The following is a 25,970-nucleotide window of genomic DNA, read 5'->3' as shown; positions in this document are numbered from 1 at the left end:
AAATCTTAGAGTAAATCCGAACAGATTAGTTCGTTTCAAAACAGTTCTTAGCTTAAACTTATTGGATTTTACTTCCCTTCCTTGATTTTTTTTCATTTTCCTTTGGTGGTAAATGTAAGTTGCTGTGTCTTCTTATTAAAAGCGCGCAATATGATGAATGAGAAATGGAATCAATACTTTTTCGGAGAACCGACCGAAGAGGAAAAACGGGAGCTTTTTCAGGAACTGGAAAAGAACGAAGATATGAAACGGGAATTTGCAGAAATGCAAAATATCGTAGGTCTGTCCGGATTATTACCCAGAGAAGATGATTCTTTGAAAGGCGAACGGAATCTGGAAGCAATGATGAACCGTCAGGAGAAAAAGCTGAGGCGGAAACGGGTGTTGCAAATCGTGCGGTATACTACTTCGGCAGCCGCTATGATTGCTCTGACGTGGATGCTCGCCTGGTATATGTTTGTTGGCTCGGAGACTCCTTCTTATACGGAGATTACAGTTCCGAAAGGGCAACGGGTACATTTAACCCTTCCGGATGGTAGTGAGGCATGGTTGAGTTCGCTTTCTACGTTGAAGTGGCCTTCTGTTTTTTCGTCCGATGCCCGTACGGTAGAACTGGATGGAGAGGGGTTTTTCACTGTGACAAAGGATGCTTCCCGTCCTTTTACAGTGCAGACGCAGAAGTATGATGTAAGAGTGCTTGGTACGGAATTTAATGTGTATGCTTATAGTAACAGTGAGAAGTTTGAGACAGACTTGCTCTCGGGTAAAGTGAGGGTTAGCTCTACCGGATTTCCAGAAGAATCGGTGAATTTATTGCCTGACGAGAAAGTATCTTTGGTAGATGGAAAACTGGTAAAGTCTTCTTCTCATTTTGGAGGAAAGGAATATCGTGAACAAGGAATTTATGACTTTGAAGAATTACCGTTGGGCGAAGTGCTGGAAAGATTGGAGCAATGGTATGATATTCATTTTACTGTAGATGATCCATCTCTGTTGAGTAAGATTATTTCGGGTAAGTTCCGGCAAAGCGATCAGATTGAAACGATTCTGAAAGCAATTAGCCGTGCGGACTTATTTGAGTACAAAATACTGTCACAGCGAGAGATAACGATATATTAATAATCTGATTAAAATTTAATGCCTATGTAACACAACGGAGTAGAATAAAACGAAAGTAAATAGACATCAAAATGAGGAATAAAAAGGGGGAAAGTGGTGCAACACTCTCCCCAATTCCTCAGCTATTAATACTTTCTCTGTTTCACGTTTTTGTGAACCTAAAATAAAGTACTAACAAAACCACTTAGCAAAGTTATGAAAAAAATCTTTTCACTGCTCGCTTTGGTCCTGTTTATTAACCTTTTTACATACCAGGCCCAGGCACAGACAGCAGTTGTGAATATTAATAAAACTTCGGTTTCGCTAAAAGAACTGATTCAAGAAGTCGAAAAACAGGCCGGATATTTGTTTGTCTACGGAAAAGACATCAATATCGAACAGAAAGTAAAAATCAATGCCCGGAATAAACAGGTAAAAGCATTGCTTGAAAATGTATTGCCGCAAATAGGGCTGACGTATGAATACGCCGACAACTACATCTCATTGAAGAAAACGCAGGTAGAGAAAAAATCAATAGGTAAAAAAATAATAGTCAAAGGAACCGTAGTAGACAAAAGTGGCGAGCCTATTATCGGAGCTAACATCATGGAGCAGGGAAGTGCTTCTAATGGTACGATCACAGATATCGATGGTAAATTCACGTTATCCTTGCCTTCCAATTCGGTATTAGCGGTTACGTATGTGGGTTTTTCCACAAAGAATATTCCGGTGAACAATCAGAATGCCATTCAGATTGTGATGGAAGAAGATTCTGAAATTCTGGAAGAAGTAGTGGTTGTGGCTTACGGTACGCAGAAGAAGATTTCTTCTACAGCTGCTGTATCAAGCATGAAGACTAAAGATGTAGCGCAAAAGCCGGTTATCAATATTTCTAATAGTTTGGCAGGTCGTATGGCGGGAGTCATTGCAAAACAAGGATCGGGAGAACCGGGAGCTGATGGTTCTGATTTGAGAATCCGTGGTGTGGCTACATTAGGGAACCAATCTCCATTGGTCGTAGTGGATGGAGTTCCCCGTGACTTTTCACGTATCGATCCGAATATGATCGAGGATATTACTATCCTGAAAGATGCAGCTGCCGTAGCTCCTTATGGTATGGCCGGTGCCAATGGGGTAGTATTGGTAACAACAAAAAAGGGAAAAAGCGGTGCTCCGGTACTTTCATACAATGGATATATCGGTTTTCAGAACCCGACCCGCATCACTGACCAGGTTAATTCGTATGAATATGCTTTGATGAAAAACGAAGCGGCTATGAATGCAGGTTATCCCAATTATTATGCCTACTCACAGCATGATCTGGAAATGTACCGGAAAACCTGTGCCGGAGACCCCGATGCCGATCCTGACCGTTATCCTAATAGCAACGGTCTGCGTGACTTGGTACAAAACAATTCTGTGATTACGAATCACAACTTGCAATTATCCGGTGGTAGCGATAAATTCCAGTACTACGTATCTTTAGGATATTCTTATCAGGAAGGAATGTGGAGTACTACCGATTACCAGCGTTTTAATCTGCTGGCTAATTTAAGCGTGGATGCCACCAAATATACGAAAATCAGTTTAAGTCTGGGTGGATGGCACGAAAAGAAGAATTATCCGGGTGCCGATACAGGCGACATCATGTATCAGGCATATCGTACACCTCCTATCTCTGCTATACAGTACTCGAATGGTCTGTGGGGACAATATGTAGGTAAGTCACTTTTCGGGCTGACCTATCGTAGCGGATATCGTCAGGAGCCGGCCGACCAACTGAATACTTCTCTCTCCATAGAGCAACAGCTTCCCTTCATTCAAGGGTTAAGCATCAAAGGAGTAATCAACTACGATCCGTATCGTGTGAAGAAAAAGAAATATCTGACACCGATACCTGTATACACACTGGATGCATCACAAACTCCGTATCAATTCGTGGAAGGATTCCAGGGACCGGAGAAACCGAATCTGGAACAATCGTTTGAAGAAAGCGTGAGCATGACTTATCAGGGAATGATTAATTACTCACGGACTTTCGGCAAGCATACGGTTACTGGACTCGGAGTTATTGAAGCACGCGAAAGAAACGTATGGAATATGAGTGCCAAACGTCTGAATTATAATATTAACATAGATGAAATCAATGCGGGAAGCAGTGACCCTGCCGATATCAGCAACGGTGGTACGTCTTGGAAAGAACGTCAGGTAGGTTATGCATTCCGTTTGGGATATAATTATGATAACCGTTATATGGCGGAAGTTTCCGGTCGTTATGACGGACACTACTATTTTGCTCCAGGCAAACGTTTTGGTTTCTTCCCTGCTTTCTCACTGGGATGGAACTTGCGGGAAGAATCCTTTATGAAAGATGTCGAATGGATGGATAAACTGAAATTGCGTCTTTCTTATGGTGAGTCCGGAAATTTGGCTGGTAGTTCCTATCAATATATGAGTGATTACGGATTCGGAAACGCTGTAAACTTTGGCGGTGTACCTATGATGGGTATGTGGGAGAACTTGCAGGGGAACCCGAACATTACTTGGGAGAAAGCTAAGAAGTTTGACTTCGGTGTGGAGTTTTCCGTATTGAACGGTATGTTTTCTCTGGAAGCTGACTATTTCTATGAGAAGCGTTCGAATATGCTGATGGCTCCGAATGCATTGGTTCCGGCAGAATATGGTATTCCTTTGTCACAGGTCAATGCGGGAAGTATGCACAATCAAGGTATTGATTTATCTCTGAATTTCAACAAACGTATCGGCAAAGACTGGATGATCAGTGCAAAAGGTACTTTCACTTTCGCACGTAATATTCTGGATGAAGTATTTGAGACGGAAGCCACCTTTAATAATCCGAATCGTCGCAGAACAGGACGTCCCGACGGAACAATGTTCGGATACAATGCTTTGGGGTACTTTACTTATGACGACTTCAATCCTGACGGTTCCTTAAAGGCCGGCATCGCTACTCAACCTTGGGGACAGGTATATCCGGGTGATTTGCGCTACGAAGATTTAAGCGGTCCTAACGGCGTGCCTGATGGAAAGATTGACGAACACGACCAGACAGTGATCGGCTTCTCTAACTGGGCGCCCGAAATTATTTTCGGTCTGGCTCCTACTGTCCAATGGAAGAACTTCGACCTGAACGCATTGATTCAAGGGGCTACCCGTACCAGTATCTCATTGGGTGAGACTTTGGTAATGCCTTTCTTTGATTCCGGTTCGGCTACTAAGTTACAATTCAGTGATCACTGGACGCCGGATAACACGAACGCACCTTATCCCCGTCTGACCAGTGAAGTAACGGTGAATAACCATCGTCAACCTTCTTCGTGGTGGGTACGTGATGCTACTTATATCCGTTTGAAGAGTATTGAAATCGGTTATACCTTGCCTCGTTCGGCACTGAACTTTATTGGTATCAGCTCTGCCCGTGTATATGCTTCCGGACAAAACCTCTGGACATGGACTCCGTTTATGAAAGAGCTGATCGACCCGGAAGCCAAATCCGCTAATGGTAAATACTATATGCAGCAGGCTGTATATGCTTTTGGTTTGAATATTACTTTTTAATTAGTTAACCATCATAACAAGATAGAATATGAGAATACATAATATAATAAAAACAGTTTGCCTGGCAGGCTCATTAGCCTTGCTGTCTGCCTGTGAAGACTGGCTTGAAATAGAGCCGAAAGACCGTTTTGGAGATACAACGGTCTGGGGATCGGAAGAAAATGCCGATATGTTTCTGAATGATATCTATAATCAGTTGCCGCATCTGAACAATGAAACACAGAATCTGGACCAATATTCGGATAATTCATACGTAGGTGCGGAATGGATGAATGCCCGTACAACGATTTATACCGGAGCATTATCTCCTACCAGCTGGATACCCGGCCCCTGGGATATGTGGAAATGGGGACGTCAGAATAATGACGACGCCAAAGGACAGTATGAGCGTATCCGTTCCTGCAATCTTTTCATTACGAAAGTAACAGAATCCGATTTCTCGGCAGAATATAAGAAAGAACGCCTTGCAGAAGTGCGTTTCCTGCGTGCCTGGTTCTATCACTATCTTTGGATGGCGTACGGTGGTGTGCCTATCATCACGGAAGTGCTGGATAATAACGTGAGTACGGATATCTTTTATCCGCGTGAGACTGCACAGAAAACATTTGAGTTTATCGACAAAGAGTTGGACGAGATTAAAGATGATCTTCCTCCGCGCCGTAGCGGTTCCGATCTGGGGCGTGCTTCCAAAGGAGCAATTCTGACACTGAAAGGATGGGTGGAACTGTTTCATGCCAGTGAATTGCGTAATCCGGGCAAAGACAAGAAACGCTGGGAAGCAGCTGCGGCTACCTTGAAAGATGTAATTGACTTACAGGTCTATCATCTGCAACCGACTATTTTGGACCTTTGGACAGAAGCTACCAACAATAACGATGAAGTGATCTTCGACTTCCAGATGTCTAAGCAGAATGGAGGGCGTCGTGAAGGTCTGTTCGGTCCGGTGTTTGTAAAAGGAGTACAGTCCAGTTGGGGAAATATGCAGCCTACACAGGAACTGGTTGACGACTATTGCATGGCCAACGGATTGCCTATCACTGATCCTGCATCCGGTTACAATAAGAATAATCCTTATAAAAATCGTGAGAAACGCTTCTACCAGAGCATCCTGTATGATGGATCTATGTGGCAGGGGGAAGAGATTATTACTCGTGTAGGAGTAGGTAGTCCCAATGAGATTGATACTTCTTCGGATAGTGACGTTACGAATACGGGATACTACACTCGTAAAACGATTGATGAATCCGTGAATGGAGCGGACAATCTGCAAATGAGCAACGGAATGGCAAATTATATTTTCTTCCGTTATGCAGATGTGTTGCTGATGTATGCAGAAGCTTCTTTGGAAGCGGGAGATAAACCGACTGCCATCGAATATCTGGATATGGTGAGAACACGTGGAGATAATATGCCTTCTATCGGCGATACTTATCCGCAGGGAATCACAGAAAATCAGTTGCGGGAAATCATTCGGAGAGATCGCCGTATAGAATTGGCATTTGAAGATAAGCGTTGGTGGGACATTCTTCGCTGGAAGATTTGTGATGGTGAAAACGGAGTGATGAATAAACCGATTGGTGGTATGAAGATAGAAGATACCAATGGAGATGGTGTGTGGGAATACAATTATCATGAAGTTGGTAAACGTACCTTCCTGCCACGTATGTATTATCAGCCCATTCCGCAGTATGTGATAGACAAGAATCCGGTGATCCGCGAGCAAAATGGTGGTGAAGACGGATGGGTAAACGGGCAGAATCCCGGATATTAATAAAGAATGTAAACCTTGAAAGATTATTCGTATGAAACTAAATAGATTTGTCATGGCGGCAAGTGCGGTACTTTGTTCGTTTGCCTTGCTGAGTGGATGTAGTGATGATGATGTTTGTAAAGTATATATTCCGGAAGCCAAAACTTTGCAGATTAAAAACTTCGATTTGGGTGAAGAACTGAGAGAAGTATTTCATGTGGCTGTGACTGCCAGTGACTATGTGACCCGTTCCGGTAAGGAAGTGGGAGGAGATGTAAAGGTACAGTTGACTGTGGATGAGGCGAAGGTGCAGGAGTATAATTCTTTGTGTGGGACAGACTATCCTTTGCTTCCTTCCGATTGCTATACGCTGACAACAGAAACTGTGATTCCGGCCGGGGAGAGTTCTTCTGCCGATCTGGTGCTTACGGTAAATGCACAGGGAAAAATCCAGCCGTTTGATTCTTATTTGTTGCCGGTCACTATCACTTCGGTAGAAGGTGCGCAGGCGGATCATATTCAGCAGACAGTATATTACCTTTTGAGTGGTGCGGAGGATGTATGGGCGATGCCATTGGCCGACCGCAGTGCATGGCAGGTAGTAGAAGTTTCTTCGGAAGAGACGAGCGGCGAAGGGTCGGATAACGGTCACGCTATCCACGCTTTTGACGGACTGAAAGGAACTTTCTGGCATACACAATGGAAAGGCAACGAGCCTCAGCCACCACATCATATCGTAGTAGATATGGGGCAGGAAGTGAAAATGCTGGGCTTTCAGTATGTATCCAGAGATCATGGTGAAGCATGGCCGCAGGAGATGACGATGGAAACCAGTCTGGATGGCTCGAAGTGGGAGTCGGCAGGAACTTACAGCGACCTTCCTGCGGGGGCAAAAGAGGAATTCCGTTCCTATTTTCCGGGATTTAAGCAGGCACGTTATTTCCGTCTGACAATAACTGCCGTGTATAGTGGCAAATGGGCAACAGTGGTAGCAGAGATTAATGCGATTTCTATTATTAAATAACAGAAAAAACGATTACCATGAAAAAATACATTTATATACTTTTGACGTTCTGTCTGTTAATCTCCTGTATGGAAGATCCGACGGCAGGTGTGGTCGTTCCTAAATATACTCCGTCTACCGAGAATCCGGGAGGTCCGGGTGAAGAACCGGGTGATGGGCTGATAGATCCGGCAGAACCGCTGGACAGGGGATTTATGCATCTGAAAGGTCGTGAACTGAAATCCCTGAATTCTATTTCCATCACAGGACTGAATGATGGCGAGAAAGTAATTCTTTCCACTTTGGCAGGGCTTGCGGCAAGAGTGACGGGCGATCAGGTTTATATCAATGAAGGAGGTCCTTCTTCCGTATGGTTGAAGCAGATGCAGAATAAGTACGGAATTCCGGTAAATACTTATAATGCTTTGGCTCCGTTGGTACAGCATTATGTAGAAACCGGAGTGATCAAGGGGTATATTGTCTATACGCCTTATTCGGAAGGACAATCTCATTCGATCAATGTAGCTACTTCTTTATGTGGGTTGCTTCGGGGGATTGCGGTACCGGAATCTCTTGTCGATAAGGTAAAGGCAATGGGAGTGACAACCGAACTTATGGACGTAAGGTCTTATGATGAGAAGTGGTTGTACGAGAATTATAAAGACCAGTTGGACAAGAGTCTTGCAGCCGATATGAAACCGGAAATCTTCCATCACCTGCGCGATTATATCACAATGACCAATGCTTTTGCTTTTTATGACTACAATGCGCGCAGGGATTGGTCATGGCGTACTTCTATACTGAAAGATCTGGATAAAGGAGCTTATTGTTTCGGTTATTATGATCTGGATGAATGGGGCATGGTGAATAATGCTTCTCAATTGGGTGTTTCTATGTTGCCGACCGATCAGGCGGCTAATCTGGCCACGTTGAGTAGTATATATGATACAACAGGACTGAAACAGCGTCCGGCAACTAAAGAAGTGGTTACCGAAGAGAATGTGCACTATGTGACATTCCTCGTCAGTGACGGTGATAATATTGCGTTTAACCTTTGGGGGCAACAAGGATACATGGATCATGACCTGCACGGTCAATTCCCACTCGGATATACCATTTCACCTTCTCTGTACGATTTGGCTCCGGCTGCTTTACGCTGGTACTATGAGAATAGCAAAGAAGGCGATTACTTTGTAGCGGGTCCGAGTGGCAGCAGCTATATATTCCCGAGTAAGATGTCGGATGCCGACCTGGACGATTATCTGGCTAAGTTGAATGAGTATGTCGATAAGTCAGGCTTGAATATCTGTAATATTCTGGATCAGAAGATTATGGATAATCCGAAAGTTTACAATAAGTATCTGGCTCAGCCTAATATCGATGCGATTTTCTACACAGGATATGGAGAAAAAGGGGATGGAAGAATCAAATTTTCGGATAATGGCAAGCCGGTGATTGAGCAGAGAAGCGTATTATGGGAAGGCATCGACGGTGGCTCGAACAGAGGTGAAGAATCGACTGTCATTTCTCAGATCAATAGCCGCTCTGCCAATCCGCATAGTGCCGACGGATATACTTTTGTATTTGTACATTGCTGGACAAAGAACCAGCAAAGTATCAAAACCGTCATTGATGGATTGAATGACAATGTGCGTGTTGTTCCGGTCGATCAATTCGTGCAGCTGGTGAAACAAAATCTGGGTCCTAAATAAACGAATATACTCGTAAGTTATTTATTATGAACATAAAAGTATTAGTTGCATCGGCAGTTGCTGCATTCAGTTCTCTGCCGGTCATAGCTCAACAAGCACCAGCTCCTTGCGGGTTGGTTCCGAGTGCCCGTCAACTTGAATGGTACAATCGGGAGATGATTGCTTTCTTTCATTTTGGAATCAATACATTTGAAGAATATGTGAATGAAGGTGACGGGAAGGCAAGTACGGCAATTTTCAATCCCACAGCCCTGGATTGCAGGCAGTGGATGCAGACATTAAAAGCAGCGGGGATTCCCGCTGCTATTCTGACTGCCAAGCATGCCGACGGATTTTGCTTGTGGCCTAGCAAGTACACAGATTATAGTGTGAAGAATGCAGCGTGGAAGAACGGTAAAGGAGATGTAGTCCGCGAGTTTGTCGATGCTTGTGAAGAGTATGGATTGAAGGCAGGAATCTATCTGGGACCTCATGACCGTCACGAACACCTTTCACCTTTATATACGACCGAACGCTACAAGGAATATTATGCCCACCAGCTTGGCGAACTGATGAGTGATTACGGTAAGATATGGGAAACATGGTGGGACGGCGCGGGAGCCGACGAATTGACAACGCCTGTTTATCGTCATTGGTATAAGATTGTCCGTGAAAAACAGCCGGATTGCGTTATCTTCGGTACAAAGAATTCTTATCCGTTTGCTGATGTCCGCTGGATGGGGAATGAAGCGGGAGAAGCGGGTGATCCTTGTTGGGCGACGACTGACTCAGTAGCTATTCGTGATGAAGCTCAGTATTACAAAGGTTTGAATGAGGGTATGCTGGATGGTGATGCGTATATTCCGGCAGAAACAGATGTTTCAATACGTCCCAGCTGGTTCTATCATGCCGAAGAGGATAGCCGTGTGAAGAGTGTCCGTGAACTTTGGGATATCTACTGTACCTCCGTGGGGCGTAATAGTGTATTGCTTCTGAATTTCCCGCCCGACAGACGTGGTTTGATTCATTCGACCGATTCGCTGCACGCCGCCTTGTTAAAACAGGGGATTGATGAGACTTTCAGTACGAATCTGTTGAGAGGAGCCAAAGTGAAAGCGACCAATGTACGGGGTGCAAAGTATAGTCCGGAAAAAATGCTGGACAATGAGAAAAACACTTATTTTGCCGGAAAAGACGGAGAGGTAAAAGCGGATATAATTTTTACCTTGCCCAAAACTATTGAGTTTGATTGTCTGATGATCGAAGAAGTTATCGAATTGGGACATCGGACGACGAAGTGGAGTGTGGAGTACACTGTTGATGGCAAAAACTGGATCACCATTCCGGAGGCGACGGACAAGCAGGCCATTGGTCATAAATGGATTGTACGTCTGGCACCGGTGAAAGCAAAGCAGGTACGTTTGCGTATTCAGGACGGTAAGGCTTGTCCGGCTATCCATACTTTTGGCGTATATAAACAGTCACCGGTTTTCAAATTATAATATAAATTAGACTACTAAATGATGCAACGATTAAAAATCTTGGGAAGTGCATTGATTGCACTGTCGTTTTCCGCCTCTGCGGTTGTGGCGCAGCAGTTTGATCCGAAGCAAGGATATGAAATCCATACGGTCAACGGATTAGTGCTAGACAATCAGGAGAGTCTGGATACGAATACGAAAATATTTATCAGTAAGCGGGAGGCAGACAAAGAATCGCAGGTCTGGAACCTGATTCCATGCGAACAAGAGGGATGCTATACGATAACCAGTCCCTTGACTCAAATGAATGTAGATAATAGTGGTAAAGGAAAAGTAGAATGTTCCGTGATTCAATGGTCGGCAGACCCTAAAAATCCGAACCAGCAATGGAAAATAACGGCTTTGCCGAATGGGAATTACGTATTAACCAATGTCGGGACTGGCTATAACTTAGGATTTCCTGATGCCGGACTGGTCGGAGAGCCTGTCTTTCAGTTAGAACCGGAAGCTTCGAAAAGTAACCAGCAGTGGCAGATACGGAAATCGAACCTGAAAGTAGTGGCGGAAGCCTTGAAAACAACGAGTCATAATGACTGGGAAAATGAACGTATCTATGCAATCAATAAAGAAGAAGGCAGGGCTACATTTATTCCTTTCGCCAATTCGGAAGAGATGAAGGCGGATCCCGCTTATACCCGTCCTTGGGAGCGTACCCGCTCTTCCCGTTATCTGCTGTTGAATGGAAACTGGAAGTTTAACTGGGTGAAACAACCTTCGGAACGTCCGGTGGATTTCTATAAAACGAGTTATGATGTCTCTGGCTGGAAAGAGATTCCTGTTCCCTCCAACTGGGAGATGCACGGATATGGTACACCTATTTATACCAATATTACTTATCCCATCCGTAACAATCCTCCTTTTATACAGGGGCAGCGTGGATATGCTGTAGAGAAAGAGCCGAATGCGGTAGGATCTTATCGCCGTGAATTTGCTCTTCCTGCCGACTGGAAAGACAAAGAAGTCTTTATCCATTTCGATGGAATTTATAGTGCAGCTTATGTATGGATCAACGGTAAGAAAGTCGGTTATTCGCAAGGGTCCAGTAATGATGCAGAATTTCGTATCACTCCTTACGTCAAAGCGGGTAATAATACGGTTGCCGTAGAAGTTTACCGCTGGTGTGACGGCAGTTTCCTTGAAGATCAGGATATGTTCCGTTTAAGTGGTATTCATCGGGATGTTTATTTGGTAGCCAGTCCGAAAGTTCGTCTACGTGACATTCACCTGACTTCTCAGATCAGCGACCGTCTGGATAAAGCGGAACTGAAAGTGAAAACGGATGTGCATAATTACGGAAAGAAAGTACAGGAAGCTACCGTACGTGTCTCTTTGCTGAATACGGAAGGAAAGCCTGTGAGTTCGTTTATCATACCTACCGGTAAGATAACTGGTGGACAGGAAAACGTCTGTGAAGGTACGACTACGATTCGCGACCCTCGGTTATGGAGTGCTGAGACTCCTTCTCTGTATACCGTCCAACTGGAACTGCTTGATGCCGCAGGCAATGTGCTTGAAGCGACGAGCCAGCAATATGGTTTCCGTAAGATAGAGATCCGGAATAATAAGGTGTATATCAACAATGCATTGATCCTTTTTAAAGGAGCCAACCGGCATGACATACATCCGCAGTTTGGAAAAGCTGTTCCGGTGGAAAGCATGATAGAGGACATTCTTCTCTTTAAGCGTTTCAATCTCAACACGATTCGTACCAGTCATTATCCGAACGATCCGAAGATGTATTCGCTGTATGATTATTATGGCTTGTACGTCATGGATGAGGCCGATATTGAGTGTCACGGCAATATGTCGCTGTCAAACCGTGAAAGTTGGGAAGGAGCTTACGTCGACCGGATGGTGCGTATGGTGGAACGGGATAAGAATCATCCTTCGGTCATTTTCTGGTCAATGGGCAATGAGTCCGGTGGTGGTCGTAACTTTGAGGCTACCTATCAGGCAGCCAAAGCGATAGACGACCGTTATATCCATTATGAAGGAATGAACGATGTGGCCGATATGGATTCCCGTATGTATCCTTCGATTGAAAGTATGATCGAACAGGACGAGCAACCCCGTAACAAGCCTTATTTCCTTTGTGAATATGCTCATGCGATGGGCAACGCCATCGGTAATCTGGAAGAATACTGGGATTATATCGAGCATCATTCGAAACGTATGATCGGAGGATGCATCTGGGATTGGGTGGATCAGGGCATTAATATGCCCGGACAGCCTGCCGATCATTATTATTTTGGAGGCAGCTTCGGTGATCGCCCTAACGACAATGATTTCTGTTGTAACGGGATTGTGACGGCTGATCGTCAAGTTACTCCTAAGTTGTGGGAAGTGAAGAAAGTCTACCAATATATCACATTGGAACCGAATGCTGAAAACAGTATCGGCGTTCGTAACCGCTATGTTTTCCTGAATCTGCATGATTTTAATCTGCGCTATGTGATTTTGAAAGATGGTGTGCCGATAGCGGAAGAAGAGTTCAGCCTACCCGATGGTAAGCCTGGAGAGCATCGTGCGGTGCAGATACCTTATTCCCGCTATTTAACTTCAGAAGGTGAATATTATTTGAACCTTGAAATAAAACTAAAGAAGGATTGCGTATGGGCAAAAGCCGGACATATCGTAGCTACGGAACAACTTTTGCTTCAAAAATCCCCGAATACCGGGCTATAGCCGGTAGCAGTTTCCGCCTCATCTAAAGAATCTCTGTTTAAGGTGGTGGAAGAGGAGAAGCGTTATTTGTTCTTCCGCCGTCCCGGTGTAGAAATCACCTTTGATAAGAAAGAAGGCAAGTTGACCGGTATCCGTTATAATGGCGATAATATGCTTCATCTGCGTGAAGGATGGTCGCTGAATACGTTCCGTTTTATCAATAACGATGTGCGTAAATGGCAGGATACCCAAACGGAGGTAATCAGTTTCGACTGGAAATGGTCGGAAGATAATCAGTCGGCAATTGTAACGATTCAGTTGCAGGAAACCGTCGGAGATGTGAAAGTGCCTTATACATTGATTTACCGTTTGTATGGTAATGGTGAAATAGATGTGGATGCTTCTTTTACAACGAATGATGACTTTAATCTTCCCCGTCTGTCGTTACAGGCCTTCTTTAATCCTTCGTTGGAGCAGTTGGAATGGTATGGTCGCGGTCCGATAGAAAATTATCGGGATCGGAAGAATGCGGCTTATGTCGGCAAATACCAGTCTGCTGTCAATGATATGAAAGAGAGTTATGCCCGTTCTCAGACGATGGGTGGGCGTTGTGATACCCGCTGGCTGACTTTGACCAATAAAGCAGGTAAAGGAATCAAGATTACTGCTGCCGATACATTTGATTTCAGTGCTTTGCACTATACGGATAAGGACTTGTTTGAAATCAAGTACGGTCATGCCTTGCCTGATATTTATCGTGCGGAGGTGGTGCTGAATCTGGATTGCATACAGCGTGGTCTGGGTAATGCCAGTTGCGGACCGGGTCCCCGTCCCGCTTATGAAATTCAGAAGAATACAGTTTATAAATATGCTTTCCGCATGTCTCCTTTTTCAAAATAAGGAAAGATTGACAGGATAACAAGGTCTTAATAGTTTGTAGAAAGAGTGAGCAGCCAAATCTTATAAAAGATGGCAACTGCTTACTCTTTTTTTGTATTTAAGGATAGATTCTGTGTTCTTTTCGTACTTTTGTAACATGGACTCTAAATTATATACCACGATGAAACAAAGAATTATATTATTCGGATTAATACTTGTAGGAACAGTAACTTTTGCACAGTCTCCCGAAGAAAAGGGCTTGAACACGATCAACCGTTCTTCTGCCGAAGCAACAATCGGTTTCCTTGCAAGTGATGAATTACAGGGACGTGAAGCCGGATTCCACGGTTCGTATGTCTCCTCTGAGTATATAGCATCTATCTTACAATGGATGGGAATCCAACCTCTGAACGAAAGCTACTTCCAGCCTTTTGATGCTTACCGCAAAGAGCGTCAGAAGAAAGGACGTCTGGAAGTTCATCCGGACTCTGTAGCGAAGCTGAAACAGGAAGTTCATCAAAAACTATCTATGAGGAACGTACTGGCTATGATTCCCGGTAAGAATACGAAGGAATATGTCATCGTAGGCGCTCACTTTGACCATTTGGGGATAGACCCGGCACTTGACGGAGATCAGATTTATAACGGCGCGGATGACAATGCTTCCGGTGTCTCGGCTGTATTGCAGATTGCCCGGGCATTTCTTGCAAGCGGACAACAACCGGAGCGAAATGTAATCTTTGCCTTTTGGGACGGAGAAGAAAAGGGATTGCTCGGTTCTAAATATTTTGTACAGACTTGCCCTTTTGTTTCGCAGATCAAGGGATATCTCAACTTTGATATGATAGGTCGCAACAATAAACCGGAACAACCGAAACATGTCGTCTATTTCTATACAGCTGCTCATCCCTCTTTTGGAGACTGGCTGAAAAAGGATATTAAGAAGTATGGTTTACAGTTGGAACCGGACTATCGTGCCTGGGACAATCCGGTAGGGGGCAGTGACAATGGAACGTTTGCCAAAGCAGGTATTCCTATTATCTGGTATCATACGGACGGACATCCCGATTATCACCAGCCATCCGATCATGCTGACCGGTTAAACTGGGATAAGATAGTGGAAATCACCAAGGCTTCTTTTCTTAATATGTGGAAGATGGCCAATGAAGCTTCATGGTAACTCAGCCTCACTGAAAGGCTGTTTTACATCTTGCAATAAAGGGCGGAAGGAATCAGTTTGAATAACCATGCCACATATTTCCATCTTTTGGAGATAAAGGCGACTTTTTTCCTGTCTGATATAGCCTTTTTGATTTGTTTTACGGCTTTATCGACAGGAGTAACCCAAAACAATCCTTCTCCTTTCGCCATCGCTGTATCTATAAATCCCGGACGGATGTCAGTGGTGTAGACAGCAAAGGGTAGCTTTGCCGCCTTTTGCCGAAGTCCCTCCATGTAATTGATTTGATAGGCTTTTGAAGCATTATAAGCTGGTGCTACACCGCTGCCGCGTGTTCCGCCTACTGAGGAAATGTTAATCAGATGCCCGCCTTTCTGCTGTTCAAAGTACCGGAACCCCCAGCCGGCGATATTGGTAAATCCCACTACGTTGGTCAATAAGGTCGGTTCTTCGAGCTGATAGGAGAGCTGCGGATTCAGTTCCCCCGTTCCGGCACAGATAATCAGCATATCCATGCCTCCCATTTCTTGTACAAGCGTTTCCAGTGATAAAAGGGGCGTTTCTGTGTGAGTGATGTCACATACCTGATAGAATAGTTTATCTTTATCTTGTGCGCAAATCTCTTTTAATAGATTCTCACGGCGACCGGTGATACCGATAAGGCAGTCTTCACGGGCATACTGTTCTGCCAATCCACGACCGATGCCGGAGGTTGCGCCTACAATTATTATTTTCTTCATGAATTAAAATAGACTATGTTTGCCTGCAAAGGTAGGGGAGGAGTCTGAATAAAATCTTGATTGAAATCAAGAATTTACTTCCGAACTACTTTTCTCCGGATGCGGCTCAATGTTTCCGGACGAATCAGGAGATAGGAGGCAAGTTCTTTTAAAGTAATCAGTTTCAGCAGGTCAGGACAGCGGTTGATAATATCCAGATAACGTTCTTCCGGTGTCAGACTGTACATGGAGATCATCCGATCATATATTTCCCACAGAAGAGTTTCCGCAATCCGGCGTCCCAGTTTTTGGTGGTCGTTGTTAATGTCGTAGAAATCTGCCAGTTGGGAATGGTTGATCACATACACCGTACAGTCGCATAACGCTTGAATATCTACATTTGATTGGTCCTGCAACTGGAAAGCCGGATAATTCCCGACAAAAGAATGGTCGAATGTATATCCGACAATGCTGCTTTCGCCCAGACTGTTGACGCAACAATAGCGGAAAGAGCCGGAAACAACAAATCCCATGATCTTACAGGCTTCTCCTTGCCGTACAAAGTACTCTCCTTTTTTATAAGAAGTCTCTTTTCCCTGCTGTAATGTAAAATCTACAATAGGGGAATAGTTGATATGGGAAGTATATTTATTGAAATCTTCCACAGTACGACAATGATTAACCTTCGTTTATCACTTGGAATCCGGCAAGTTTCAAATCCTCCCAATAACCGGGATACGATTTGGAAACAACTTGCGGGTCAGCAATCAGCAGCTTAGGGAAGGTGATTACTGCCGGTGCGAATGCCATCGCCATCCGGTGGTCTTCGTAGGTCGCAATCACAGGAACCGCTTCCGGTTCGCAACGTTCGCCGTTCCACATCAATACGCTGTCATTTTCTTCTTCGATGAGGTATCCCAGCTTTTTAAGTTCGGTTCTCAATGCGGCGATGCGGTCTGTTTCCTTTATTTTCAGACTCTGCAAGCCTGTGAAACGGAAAGGGATATTTAATAAAGCGCAAGTTACAACGAACGTTTGTGCCAGGTCCGGAATGTCAACGAAGTCTTCTTCCAGTCGTTCCGGTGTCTTGCCTGTTTTTTTGATCTTTACGCCTTTGGGAGTGAACTCCGTCGTGATCCCCAGACGGGAGAAAACTTCCGCTCCCCGACTGTCTCCCTGATAACTGTTGCGGAATAATCCCAACAGTTCAATCTCTGCTTCCGGAGACAAAGCGGCAATCTGATACCAGTAAGAAGCAGCGCTCCAGTCGCTTTCTACGGTGAAGGGGACACTCTGATACGGTTGCGGAGCTACGGAGATGCTGCTGGGTGAAGTCCATGCCGCTTTTGCTCCGAAGTCCTGCATTAATTGCAGTGTCAGATTGATATAAGGACGGGAAATGATTTCTCCTGTCAAGTGCAGTGTCAGTCCGTCTTTGAGCACAGGACCTATCATCAGCAGGGCGGATATATACTGTGAACTGACGTTTCCCTTCAGCGTGATTTCATTTCCTTTCAGCTCTGCGCCCTTGATGCGAAGAGGCGGATATCCTTCGTTATGGGTGTACTCTATTTCAGCTCCCAACTCGCGAAGGGCGTTGACCAGAATCTGTATCGGGCGTTGCTGCATACGGGCGGTGCCTGTGATAATCCGTTCTCCCGAAGTGGCACTCAGATAAGCGGTCAGGAAACGCATGGCGGTTCCGGCTGCCATGATGTCTATAGTCTCTTTACCTTCGGTCAGGGCTTTTATCATGACTTGGGTATCATCGCAATCGGACAGGTTTTCCGGCGGATAAATGCCTTTACCCAGCGCATTGATGATGAGTGCACGGTTGCTGATACTTTTGGAAGCTGGCAACTGGATTGTTGCCTTTACCATGGAAGGGGAAATAAGTTTATAGAGCATCATTCTAAGTATATTCTTTGTTATGGAGTACAAAAGTAGAGATTTATTCGGAGACTTCCAACAGCTTCTGACTCTTATCGAGAGAGTTGAAATAATATCTGTACCGATGTTTCTGCTGATACCTCATGAGCCATGGAATGGCAAGAAGGATGCCCGTAAAGAGCATCAGAATGAATGTAAGCCCTTTTAATCCTTCGTAATCATTGAAATATTGAATCACGAACCTGACGGCTGTTCCGTAAAAGAATATCAGATATATGATGAAATCAATATTGATTCTTCGTTCCAGCTGTTTTTTGAGCATTGCTCCGGATTCTTTCAGTGAATATGTGTCTGCTGACCTTGTGAGGAGCTGATAATGTCCAATGGCCGAAACCAGCAGAAACAGCAGAAAGGCACTTCCGGCCCATAGGGAGATCGAGGCGCTTCCCATGATGATCGTATCCCAGATACTGGCAGCTACGGAGAATGCCAGCAGGATGGCAAATAAAGAGATCAACGTTTTCTGACGACGTAAGGTTTGGGAAATGGTACGACAATGCTTCTTGCGTATCACTTCTTTTATATTCATTGGCTTTATTTCTGTGCCGGTATGTATTTCTTTCCAGCATTCTTTCAAATTATTGTCTTCCATTGTTTAATTGTTTAATGAGTTGTTTCTTGATTCTATTAATTTTTACTCCGACATTACTCTCGGAAATGCCGATAACGGCGGCAATCTCTTTGTATTCATAGCTTTCAAGATAAAGAATGATAATCGCTTTTTCTATTTCGGACAACCGGTTGATGGCTTGATATAGCTGCTCTTTTTTATCCGTTGCGGTGTTCTCTTCTGGATGGCTGTCATGTATGGCATATTCCTGTGTCGATAACTCTTTGTAAACGGGCTGCACAGATTCTTTCCGCACAAGATCGATGGCAGTGTTCAGCGTGACTCTGTAGAGCCATGTCGAAACGGTGCTCTCCTGCTTGAATTTGGGGTATGCTTTCCACAGCCGGATTAATATCTCTTGATAATAATCCTCACGGAACGGATGCTGGTAGAAATAGATATTGCATATTTTCTGCAATATCCCTTGATACTGATTGATTAGTTCGATAAATTCTTCTTCCACTTCATTTAAATTTTAATGTATTTTGGAGAGTTAGTCGTATGACGGGGGATTATTCTTACAAAAGAAGAAATAGAAAATGATATTTAATTCCTGTCCGGCGGATAAAAAAAGTTCTTTCTGCTTATCAATTAATCATTTATAATGATTTGTTAGCGAAAAGATTTTATATTTGTGGCAAATAAAATAACTAATTTATGAATATACCGAATATCCGTTTACTGAATCAGCAGTTATTAAATCCACTTTTCCGTGAACCTAAAGAGTTGGTGTCTTGGATGGGAGCCATGCAGGCACAGAACTATTCCATGGTGAAGTGGGCAGTAGGGATGCGTCTGAAATCGGCTACAATTCAAACAGTAGAGAAGGCGTTGCGTGAGGGAGAAATTCTGAGGACTCATGTGATGCGTCCTACGTGGCATCTGGTGGCGGCAGAGGATATCCGCTGGATGCTGAAACTTTCCGCGCAACGTATTATTTCGGCAAATGATTCTTTTGCGAAAGGATATGATCTGGACATCCCGAATGAACTCTATACGAAAGCGCATGACCTGTTGGAGAAGATTCTTTGTGGAAAGAAAAGTCTGACAAAACAAGAGATTGCCGAACACTTTAACCGTTCGGGGATTGTGGCGGACAATCGCCGTATGACTCGCTTTATGGCACGTGCGGAGCAGGAAGGCATCATTTGTAGTGGCGAGGACAGAGGAAGCAAATGCACGTACGCACTTTTGGAAGAACGGGTTCCGCCGATGCCCGAACTGACGAAAGACGAGTCTTTGGCGCGCTTGGCACGGAGTTATTTCCGTAGCCATTCTCCGGCAGTTTTGCAGGATTTCATTTGGTGGTCAGGGCTGTCGGTTTCGGATGCAAAACAGGCTGTTTATCTGATTGCTTCGGAACTGATAACCGAACAATGGAAGGAACAGACATGGTATATTCATGACATCTGCCGGACTCGTGGCAAACTGTCGGGGCATATACATCTTTTGCCTTCTTATGATGAATATCTGCTGGGATATAAAGACCGGACGGATGTTCTGCCCCTTGAACATTATTCCAAAGCGTTTACTAATAACGGATTGTTCTTTCCGATTGTCCTTCATAACGGGCAGGTCATAGGAAACTGGGATAAATCGGTGAAGAAGAAAAGTGTGGACCTGAAGTATTCATGGTTCAGGCAGGTGGCCGATATGAATGAAGAAACGTTGGAACGGGAGCGGCAGAAATTTACCCGTTTTTTGGAAAAATAGCTCTATGGGACATCGGTAAAGTGGGAGTGTTTAGTGGAAAGTTCCGTTAGGATACGGAACTGGGTTCTGTTACTATCCATTAGCCGACGATAGTTACTCATTAATCACATAAATAGCGATTTTTTTTTCGTTGCACCTAGGTGAGACGAAAGAGTCACCTAGGTGCTTCAGTTGTTTAACCAAGGTGAGACAATTGTTGTACCTAGGTGCAACGGAAGAAAATAGCCAAGAATGACGATCATTTTGGCTGATGGAATACTTGTTTAGCCATACATCTCCCTAAAGGGTAATTGTTCTGAGTGAATCGCTATTGATTGGCTCAACAAGACTGTCCGTGAAGTGTGATTGTGTACCATCATTTTGCTCCGCCATCTAAGGGAGCTTGTTGGAAGAACTGTCTTTCTTTATTTGTCGGCTTGTTTTTTAGCCCATTCCAGTCTCCGCTGATCTGCCAAAGGAGTTACCTTAAATTCTTCGAATGTGGCCGTGAATCCCTTTCCGTCCGGGCAGGCTCCCATTAATCCGACCATAACCGGACAATTATCCTGCAACCAGCAAGTACGTATCATCGTATATTCCTTATCATCGCGGGAGAAGAAAATCTCCACTGCATCCAGTCGGCGGACCGCTTTAATCCATAAAGAACGAGGAGCATCCGGCAGTTGCACTACACTCCAGTCGCTGGTGCGGTGGGTGACTACGGCACTTACATTCTGTTTGCCGTCTACGTACTCTACCCCTGCCTTTATCCAGTTCTCATGATCGATGCGCAACATCAATCCCATTTGGTCGAAAGTAGTCACATAGTTTCCGGTAATCTTTACTTTCACTTCGAACTCTCCGCCATAAGTAGCATAGTAGAAAGGTCCGTCGTCTACCGTAAATCCGTAGTGGGAAATCCGCCAGAAATCGGTTTTCGCCGGAACGTCCATCACTAAAGCCTTGCCTTCTTTTATTTCCCATTGCTGAGGCTCATTCAGCCAGTTCATTTTGTCCAAACTTTGTGCCATAGAAGAAGTTGCTGCCGCCAATAACGCGATTGACATGATTTTGATTTTTAAATGTTTCATGTTCTTTTCTTATTTATTTATCTTTGTGGTGCAAAGATAGGTCATGCCTGTCCTTGCGACAATACTGAATAATAACCATTTTATACGATGGACGTACTACAAAAGGAAATAGATGAAGTCTATGCTACGCATCCGACAGCGCACGAAGCACTGGATAATGGAATAGTGGAACAACACCAGCAGTTTGTCCGCTCATTGACGGAAGTTAATGGAGGGTGTGCTGTCATTTCCGATCTTTCGAACCGGAAAAGTTACGTTACTGTCCATCCGTGGGCGAATTTCCTGGGACTTACTCCCGAAGAGGCGGCTTTAAGCGTAATTGATTCGATGGACGAAGATTGTATCTACCGGCGCATTCATCCGGAAGATTTGGTAGAAAAGCGTTTGATGGAATACAAGTTTTTCCAGAAGACTTTTTCCATGTCTCCCGGCGAACGGCTGAAATATCGGGGCAGATGCAGACTGCGTATGATGAATGAAAAAGGCGTTTATCAATACATTGACAACCTTGTGCAAATCATGCAGAACACCCCTGCCGGCAATGTTTGGCTGATCTTCTGCCTTTATTCCTTATCTGCCGACCAACGGCCGGAACAAGGCATTTATGCTACGATAACCCAGATGGAACGTGGGGAAGTAGAAACATTATCCCTTTCGGAAGAGCACCGCAATATCCTTTCAGAACGCGAAAAGGAAATACTGCGCTGCATACGGAAAGGGCTGTCGAGTAAAGAAATAGCAGCGACTCTTTATATCAGTGTGAATACGGTCAACCGCCACCGACAGAATATTTTGGAAAAACTTTCTGTCGGCAACTCGATAGAAGCCTGTCGGGCAGCGGAGCTGATGAAATTGCTGTAATATTCCTTGAATTTATCCGGGATTTATCCAGATAGAGTATTTATCCAAGTAAAGATAGCAGATCATCGAGTCTTTTCACCTGTTTCAAGCGTTCGTGTGCGAACGTTTCCGTTACTTCATGCTTCCACATGACTTCAAAAGGAATATGTACTCCGTATCCACCTAAAGATAAGACCGGCTGAATATCCGATTTAAAAGAATTGCCGACCATCAAAAGTTCGGAAGGAGCTATTTGCAGAATACTCAATAGCCGGAGATATTCTTTTTCCGTCTTGTCGGACATCACCTCGATATGGTCAAAGTAAGGAGATAATCCCGAACGTTCCAGCTTATTCTCCTGGTCCAGCAAATCTCCCTTTGTAGCTACTACCAACTTGTATTTTCCCGTTTCTTTCAGCGTTTTCAGCGTTTCCTTGACTCCCGGAAGTAATTCGATAGGCATTTTCAACAAGGATTTCCCTAAATCGACAATTTGCCGAATAATGTCGGCTGCAATCTTTCCGTTGCTGATCTGTAATGCTGTTTCGACCATTGAAATGGTAAACGCCTTGGCGCCATATCCCAAAATTTGCAGATTATTCATTTCTGTTTGGAATAAGGCGGCTGAGATTTCTTTGGAGGTGCCATACGGTTTCAGCAAATCCGTATACTGTTTTTCCACTTCCTGAAAAAAAGGTTCGTTACTCCACAGCGTGTCGTCTGCATCAAAAGCTATGACTTTAATAAGTTCTTTCATCGGTCTTGTCGTTAATGGGGGACGAGAATCGTTCCGTTATATTTTGCGGCAAAGTTACTGTATTTTCATATAAATCCCTATCTTTGTTACCCGTTTTAAGTTTGAATTTTAATAGGAGATACAATAATGAAAATAGGAGATAAGGTGCGTTTCCTCAGTGAGGTAGGCGGTGGAATCGTAACAGGATTCAAAGGAAAAGACTTTGTACTGGTGGAAGATGCGGATGGTTTTGATATCCCGATGCCGATACGTGAATGTGTCGTGATTGAGGCGGATGATTACAATATAAAACGCAAGCCTGCCGCGACAGCTCCGAAGCAGGAGGAACCCGCGAAGCCGGCCAAACCGGAAATGCCGGTTATACAGCGCCAGCCGGAAGTGCGTGGCGGTGATACGTTGAATGTGTTTTTGGCTTATGTGCCCGAAGATGCCAAAGCGATGATGACTACTCCTTTCGAGGCATATTTGGTGAATGACAGCAATTACTATCTGTATTATACTTATCTGAGTGCGGAAGGAAAGGCTTGGAACAACCGTTCACATGGACTGGTAGAGCCGAATACCAAACTGTTACTGGAAGAATTCACCAAGGATGTATTGAATGAAATGGAACGGGTAGCTGTCCAGCTGATCGCTTTCAAGGATGGAAAGCCTGCTGCCATCAAACCTGCTGTCAGCGTAGAGCTGAGGATTGATACGGTGAAATTCTATAAACTGCATACATTCAGTGCTTCCGATTTCTTCGAAGAACCTGCTCTGATTTATGATATTGTGAAAGATGACGTGCCTGCCAAGCAGGTATATGTGTCGGCGGAAGAGATTCAGTCAGCTTTGTTGCAGAAAAAGTTTGTGGATAAACCCAAGTCGCAGCCTATTATGAAGCCCAACCACGGTCAGAGCGGAAAAAATGGGATTATTGAAGTAGACCTTCATATTGATTCTCTGCTTGATGATACGCACGGAATGAGTAACAGCGAAATTCTGAACTACCAACTGGACAAATTCCGTGAAGTAATAGAGGCGAATAAAGAGAAGCGTGAGCAGAAAGTTGTGTTTATTCACGGAAAAGGAGACGGAGTGCTTCGGAAAGCCATTATTGATGAATTGAAACGGAAACACAGCAATTACCGTTATCAGGATGCCTCTTTTCAGGAATATGGTTTCGGGGCTACCATGGTGACTATCAAATGATTCCGGTGTACTTGTAAATGATGCTGAAAATGTATTTGCCGGAATAAAGTCCGGCAGGTGGGATGAGATAAAAAGAAGGGTGGAGAACTTGACCGGTCTCCACCCTTTCTCTTGCTATATGATTCAATTTTACTTACTTAGGTCGATGCCTTTATTCAGTAAAGTAAGGTTCATCAAAGCGGCATATTTAGCATATTGTTCAGCGCTGAGCGTCTTTCTCATAAGTTTCAAGTTGCCGTATACAGCGTTGCGCAATTTTGCTTCTTTATCTTTCTTGGCTGTAGTGGCTCTTGACATCTGTTCTGAGAAATAATCGCAGATGTTTGCTACTTCTTCGCTCTGAACAGAGTTTAACTGCAAATATTTACCTAATTTATTTACGTTGATGTTACCTTCCCATTTTGCAGTTGTAGGTTGGTTTCCTGCTGCAAAAGTCGAAGCAGCGAGGCAGAGTGCTGCCACTAATGTTAATCCTAAACGTTTCATAATACCTACTTTTTAATTGTTATACCTAAAAACTATTCCTAAAAAACAAATCTAATACCTATTGAAAACTGATCTAATCGCTTAGTTTTTTCTTTTTACCTATGCAAATATAGCGATATGTTTTATAGCATAAAAATAAAGAAAAGGAAAAGATTTTGTTTCGGTTGATTTCTTGATGTAAATCAAGAAATCAACTGCTTTTTGATACAAAAAGACCTTATTCTGAAACATTTTTGCAATACGTGTGCGGAAACGAAAATGTAATATAACTGAATTTTAAGGAATATTGCTGTTAAAATGATATTGAGCAAAGGAAGGTGACGAGAAATGGAACACTGAAATCAACTACAAAACCATGAAAGATAGAAATGATTACGAATTCTTTTCCGGAACATCGGGTGATGATGGGAAGAGTAGTGTCCATTGTGGTAGCTCCTCCTACAGAAATAGGGGCCAGCTTGCCGAAATACTTCACGAGTAACGGGGCTCCCAGCAATGCTATGATTTCACGCATGATGTTGGATAACAATGCGATTGTTCCCAATTCCGGACCTTTATATTCGGTGATGAATATACTCGAAAGGGAATAGTAGCCGAATCCGGCTCCCACTGCCATACAGTCTGAAGAGGTTCTTTGGCTCATGAAAATGCCTGCTACGGCGCATCCTGCCAATGTCCCCAGTATCGTCATGACGGGGAGAAACATCAGGCGGGGATTCAGAGAACGGAAACTTTTCAGTGTGTTGGGATCATTACCGATACTGATACCTACGCAGAACATCAGTCCGCAAAGGGCGTAATAGCTTAGTTTGCTATCCGTAAAATCGTAAGGAATCAGATGATAAAACCCGCAAAGGGTACCGAGAATGAAAAATGAGACGATGATCAGACTTCCTTTCATACTTCCGTCTCCTTTCCTTTATTCCTTATATATAATAGGTACCAGAGTCCCCATGCGCAAAGTATACTGCCGGTCACTGCCGCCAGTGTGATAATGAGTGCTTCGAGTCCCAATGTATGCAGTCCTTTGATGATAGCCTCGTTTCCTCCTACATCAATCCCGAGGAGGAAGAGCAGGACCCATATCAGCAGGGTGATTATTTTATGTATCCAAGATAGTCTTTTATTACGTAACAGGAAGCCAAAAAGCATTCCTGTCAGCATAATTCCGATGATGATAAACATAGTAAGTGCCTGTTTTTGGCTGCAAAGATAATTGAAATAGATCGTTGTTCCTAATTAAAGTCGG

General features: G+C 44.0%; 20 protein-coding genes and 1 pseudogene. 11 read left to right on the top strand and 10 right to left on the bottom strand.

Annotation, left to right across the window (positions count from 1 at the left end; translation table 11 throughout):
- Positions 1-150: 150 nt before the first annotated feature.
- From BT_RS11115 to BT_RS11080, 8 genes and pseudogenes are all read left to right on the top strand, one after another.
- A complete protein-coding gene (locus tag BT_RS11115; RefSeq protein ID WP_011108163.1) occupies positions 151-1,119 on the top strand; it encodes a FecR family protein in 969 nt (322 codons plus the stop codon).
- 195 nt (positions 1,120-1,314) lie between these two features.
- Complete coding sequence (locus tag BT_RS11110) at positions 1,315-4,677, top strand: SusC/RagA family TonB-linked outer membrane protein (protein WP_008763977.1); 3,363 nt, start codon at positions 1,315-1,317, stop codon at positions 4,675-4,677.
- A 28-nt stretch (positions 4,678-4,705) separates the two neighbouring features.
- The gene (locus BT_RS11105) at positions 4,706-6,448 is read left to right on the top strand and encodes a RagB/SusD family nutrient uptake outer membrane protein (RefSeq protein WP_008763976.1); all 1,743 of its coding nucleotides are present in this window, start codon (positions 4,706-4,708) and stop codon (positions 6,446-6,448) included.
- 31 nt (positions 6,449-6,479) lie between these two features.
- Positions 6,480-7,451, top strand: coding sequence for a BT_3987 domain-containing protein (locus tag BT_RS11100; protein ID WP_224200474.1), 972 nt, complete (start codon positions 6,480-6,482; stop codon positions 7,449-7,451).
- 17 nt (positions 7,452-7,468) lie between these two features.
- On the top strand, positions 7,469-9,142 hold the full coding sequence (locus BT_RS11095; RefSeq protein ID WP_008763974.1) for a GxGYxYP domain-containing protein: 1,674 nt from the start codon (positions 7,469-7,471) through the stop codon (positions 9,140-9,142).
- 26 nt (positions 9,143-9,168) lie between these two features.
- A complete protein-coding gene (locus BT_RS11090) occupies positions 9,169-10,623 on the top strand; it encodes an alpha-L-fucosidase (RefSeq protein WP_008763973.1) in 1,455 nt (484 codons plus the stop codon).
- Between the two features lie 21 nt (positions 10,624-10,644).
- A pseudogene (locus BT_RS11085) lies at positions 10,645-14,226 on the top strand (glycoside hydrolase family 2 TIM barrel-domain containing protein).
- A gap of 160 nt (positions 14,227-14,386) precedes the next feature.
- A complete protein-coding gene (locus BT_RS11080) occupies positions 14,387-15,385 on the top strand; it encodes a M28 family metallopeptidase (RefSeq protein ID WP_008763971.1) in 999 nt (332 codons plus the stop codon).
- A gap of 23 nt (positions 15,386-15,408) precedes the next feature.
- Here BT_RS11080 and BT_RS11075 read toward each other — a convergent pair whose 3' ends face one another.
- The 5 genes from BT_RS11075 to BT_RS11055 form a co-directional block, all read right to left on the bottom strand.
- Positions 15,409-16,125: an SDR family NAD(P)-dependent oxidoreductase gene (locus tag BT_RS11075; RefSeq protein WP_008763970.1), complete on the bottom strand. Its 717-nt coding sequence runs from the start codon at positions 16,123-16,125 to the stop codon at positions 15,409-15,411.
- A 74-nt stretch (positions 16,126-16,199) separates the two neighbouring features.
- Entirely contained in the window at positions 16,200-16,769 is a 570-nt protein-coding gene (locus tag BT_RS11070) for a Crp/Fnr family transcriptional regulator (protein ID WP_008763969.1), read from the bottom strand.
- Between the two features lie 13 nt (positions 16,770-16,782).
- Complete coding sequence (aroA, locus tag BT_RS11065; RefSeq protein ID WP_162303115.1) at positions 16,783-18,012, bottom strand: 3-phosphoshikimate 1-carboxyvinyltransferase; 1,230 nt, start codon at positions 18,010-18,012, stop codon at positions 16,783-16,785.
- A gap of 43 nt (positions 18,013-18,055) precedes the next feature.
- Complete coding sequence (locus BT_RS11060) at positions 18,056-18,646, bottom strand: hypothetical protein (protein WP_008763968.1); 591 nt, start codon at positions 18,644-18,646, stop codon at positions 18,056-18,058.
- Positions 18,633-19,127, bottom strand: a complete 495-nt coding sequence (locus tag BT_RS11055) for an RNA polymerase sigma factor (protein ID WP_008763967.1) — start codon at positions 19,125-19,127, stop codon at positions 18,633-18,635. The genes BT_RS11060 and BT_RS11055 overlap by 14 nt, the downstream gene beginning before the upstream one ends.
- A gap of 194 nt (positions 19,128-19,321) precedes the next feature.
- Between BT_RS11055 and BT_RS11050 the strand changes: the two genes are divergently transcribed.
- Positions 19,322-20,377, top strand: coding sequence for a winged helix DNA-binding domain-containing protein (locus tag BT_RS11050; protein WP_008763966.1), 1,056 nt, complete (start codon positions 19,322-19,324; stop codon positions 20,375-20,377).
- Positions 20,378-20,781: 404 nt separating this feature from the next.
- On the opposite strand, the gene BT_RS11045 is transcribed toward BT_RS11050, so the two are convergent.
- On the bottom strand, positions 20,782-21,447 hold the full coding sequence (locus BT_RS11045; protein WP_008763965.1) for a DUF1349 domain-containing protein: 666 nt from the start codon (positions 21,445-21,447) through the stop codon (positions 20,782-20,784).
- A gap of 87 nt (positions 21,448-21,534) precedes the next feature.
- On the opposite strand from BT_RS11045, the gene BT_RS11040 reads away from it, so the two are divergent.
- Positions 21,535-22,308: a response regulator transcription factor gene (locus BT_RS11040; RefSeq protein WP_008763964.1), complete on the top strand. Its 774-nt coding sequence runs from the start codon at positions 21,535-21,537 to the stop codon at positions 22,306-22,308.
- A gap of 40 nt (positions 22,309-22,348) precedes the next feature.
- Here BT_RS11040 and BT_RS11035 read toward each other — a convergent pair whose 3' ends face one another.
- Positions 22,349-23,044, bottom strand: a complete 696-nt coding sequence (locus tag BT_RS11035) for an HAD family hydrolase (RefSeq protein ID WP_008763963.1) — start codon at positions 23,042-23,044, stop codon at positions 22,349-22,351.
- Positions 23,045-23,170: 126 nt separating this feature from the next.
- Here BT_RS11035 and BT_RS11030 point away from each other — a divergent pair, with 126 nt between their 5' ends.
- Positions 23,171-24,235, top strand: a complete 1,065-nt coding sequence (locus tag BT_RS11030; protein WP_008763962.1) for a DUF2027 domain-containing protein — start codon at positions 23,171-23,173, stop codon at positions 24,233-24,235.
- 129 nt (positions 24,236-24,364) lie between these two features.
- On the opposite strand, the gene BT_RS11025 is transcribed toward BT_RS11030, so the two are convergent.
- The 3 genes from BT_RS11025 to BT_RS11015 all read right to left on the bottom strand — a co-directional run bounded on the left by BT_RS11025 (position 24,365) and on the right by BT_RS11015 (position 25,906).
- Positions 24,365-24,721, bottom strand: coding sequence for a hypothetical protein (locus BT_RS11025; protein ID WP_008763961.1), 357 nt, complete (start codon positions 24,719-24,721; stop codon positions 24,365-24,367).
- Positions 24,722-25,013: 292 nt separating this feature from the next.
- Positions 25,014-25,622, bottom strand: a complete 609-nt coding sequence (locus BT_RS11020; RefSeq protein ID WP_008759728.1) for a lysine exporter LysO family protein — start codon at positions 25,620-25,622, stop codon at positions 25,014-25,016.
- On the bottom strand, positions 25,619-25,906 hold the full coding sequence (locus tag BT_RS11015) for a LysO family transporter (protein WP_008763960.1): 288 nt from the start codon (positions 25,904-25,906) through the stop codon (positions 25,619-25,621). The genes BT_RS11020 and BT_RS11015 overlap by 4 nt, the downstream gene beginning before the upstream one ends.
- Positions 25,907-25,970: the final 64 nt, after the last annotated feature.

The organism is Bacteroides thetaiotaomicron VPI-5482 (assembly GCF_000011065.1).
Classification (GTDB): domain Bacteria; phylum Bacteroidota; class Bacteroidia; order Bacteroidales; family Bacteroidaceae; genus Bacteroides; species Bacteroides thetaiotaomicron.
Note: the sequence above shows the minus strand (reverse complement) of the source record. Positions and strands in the feature narration are given on the sequence as shown.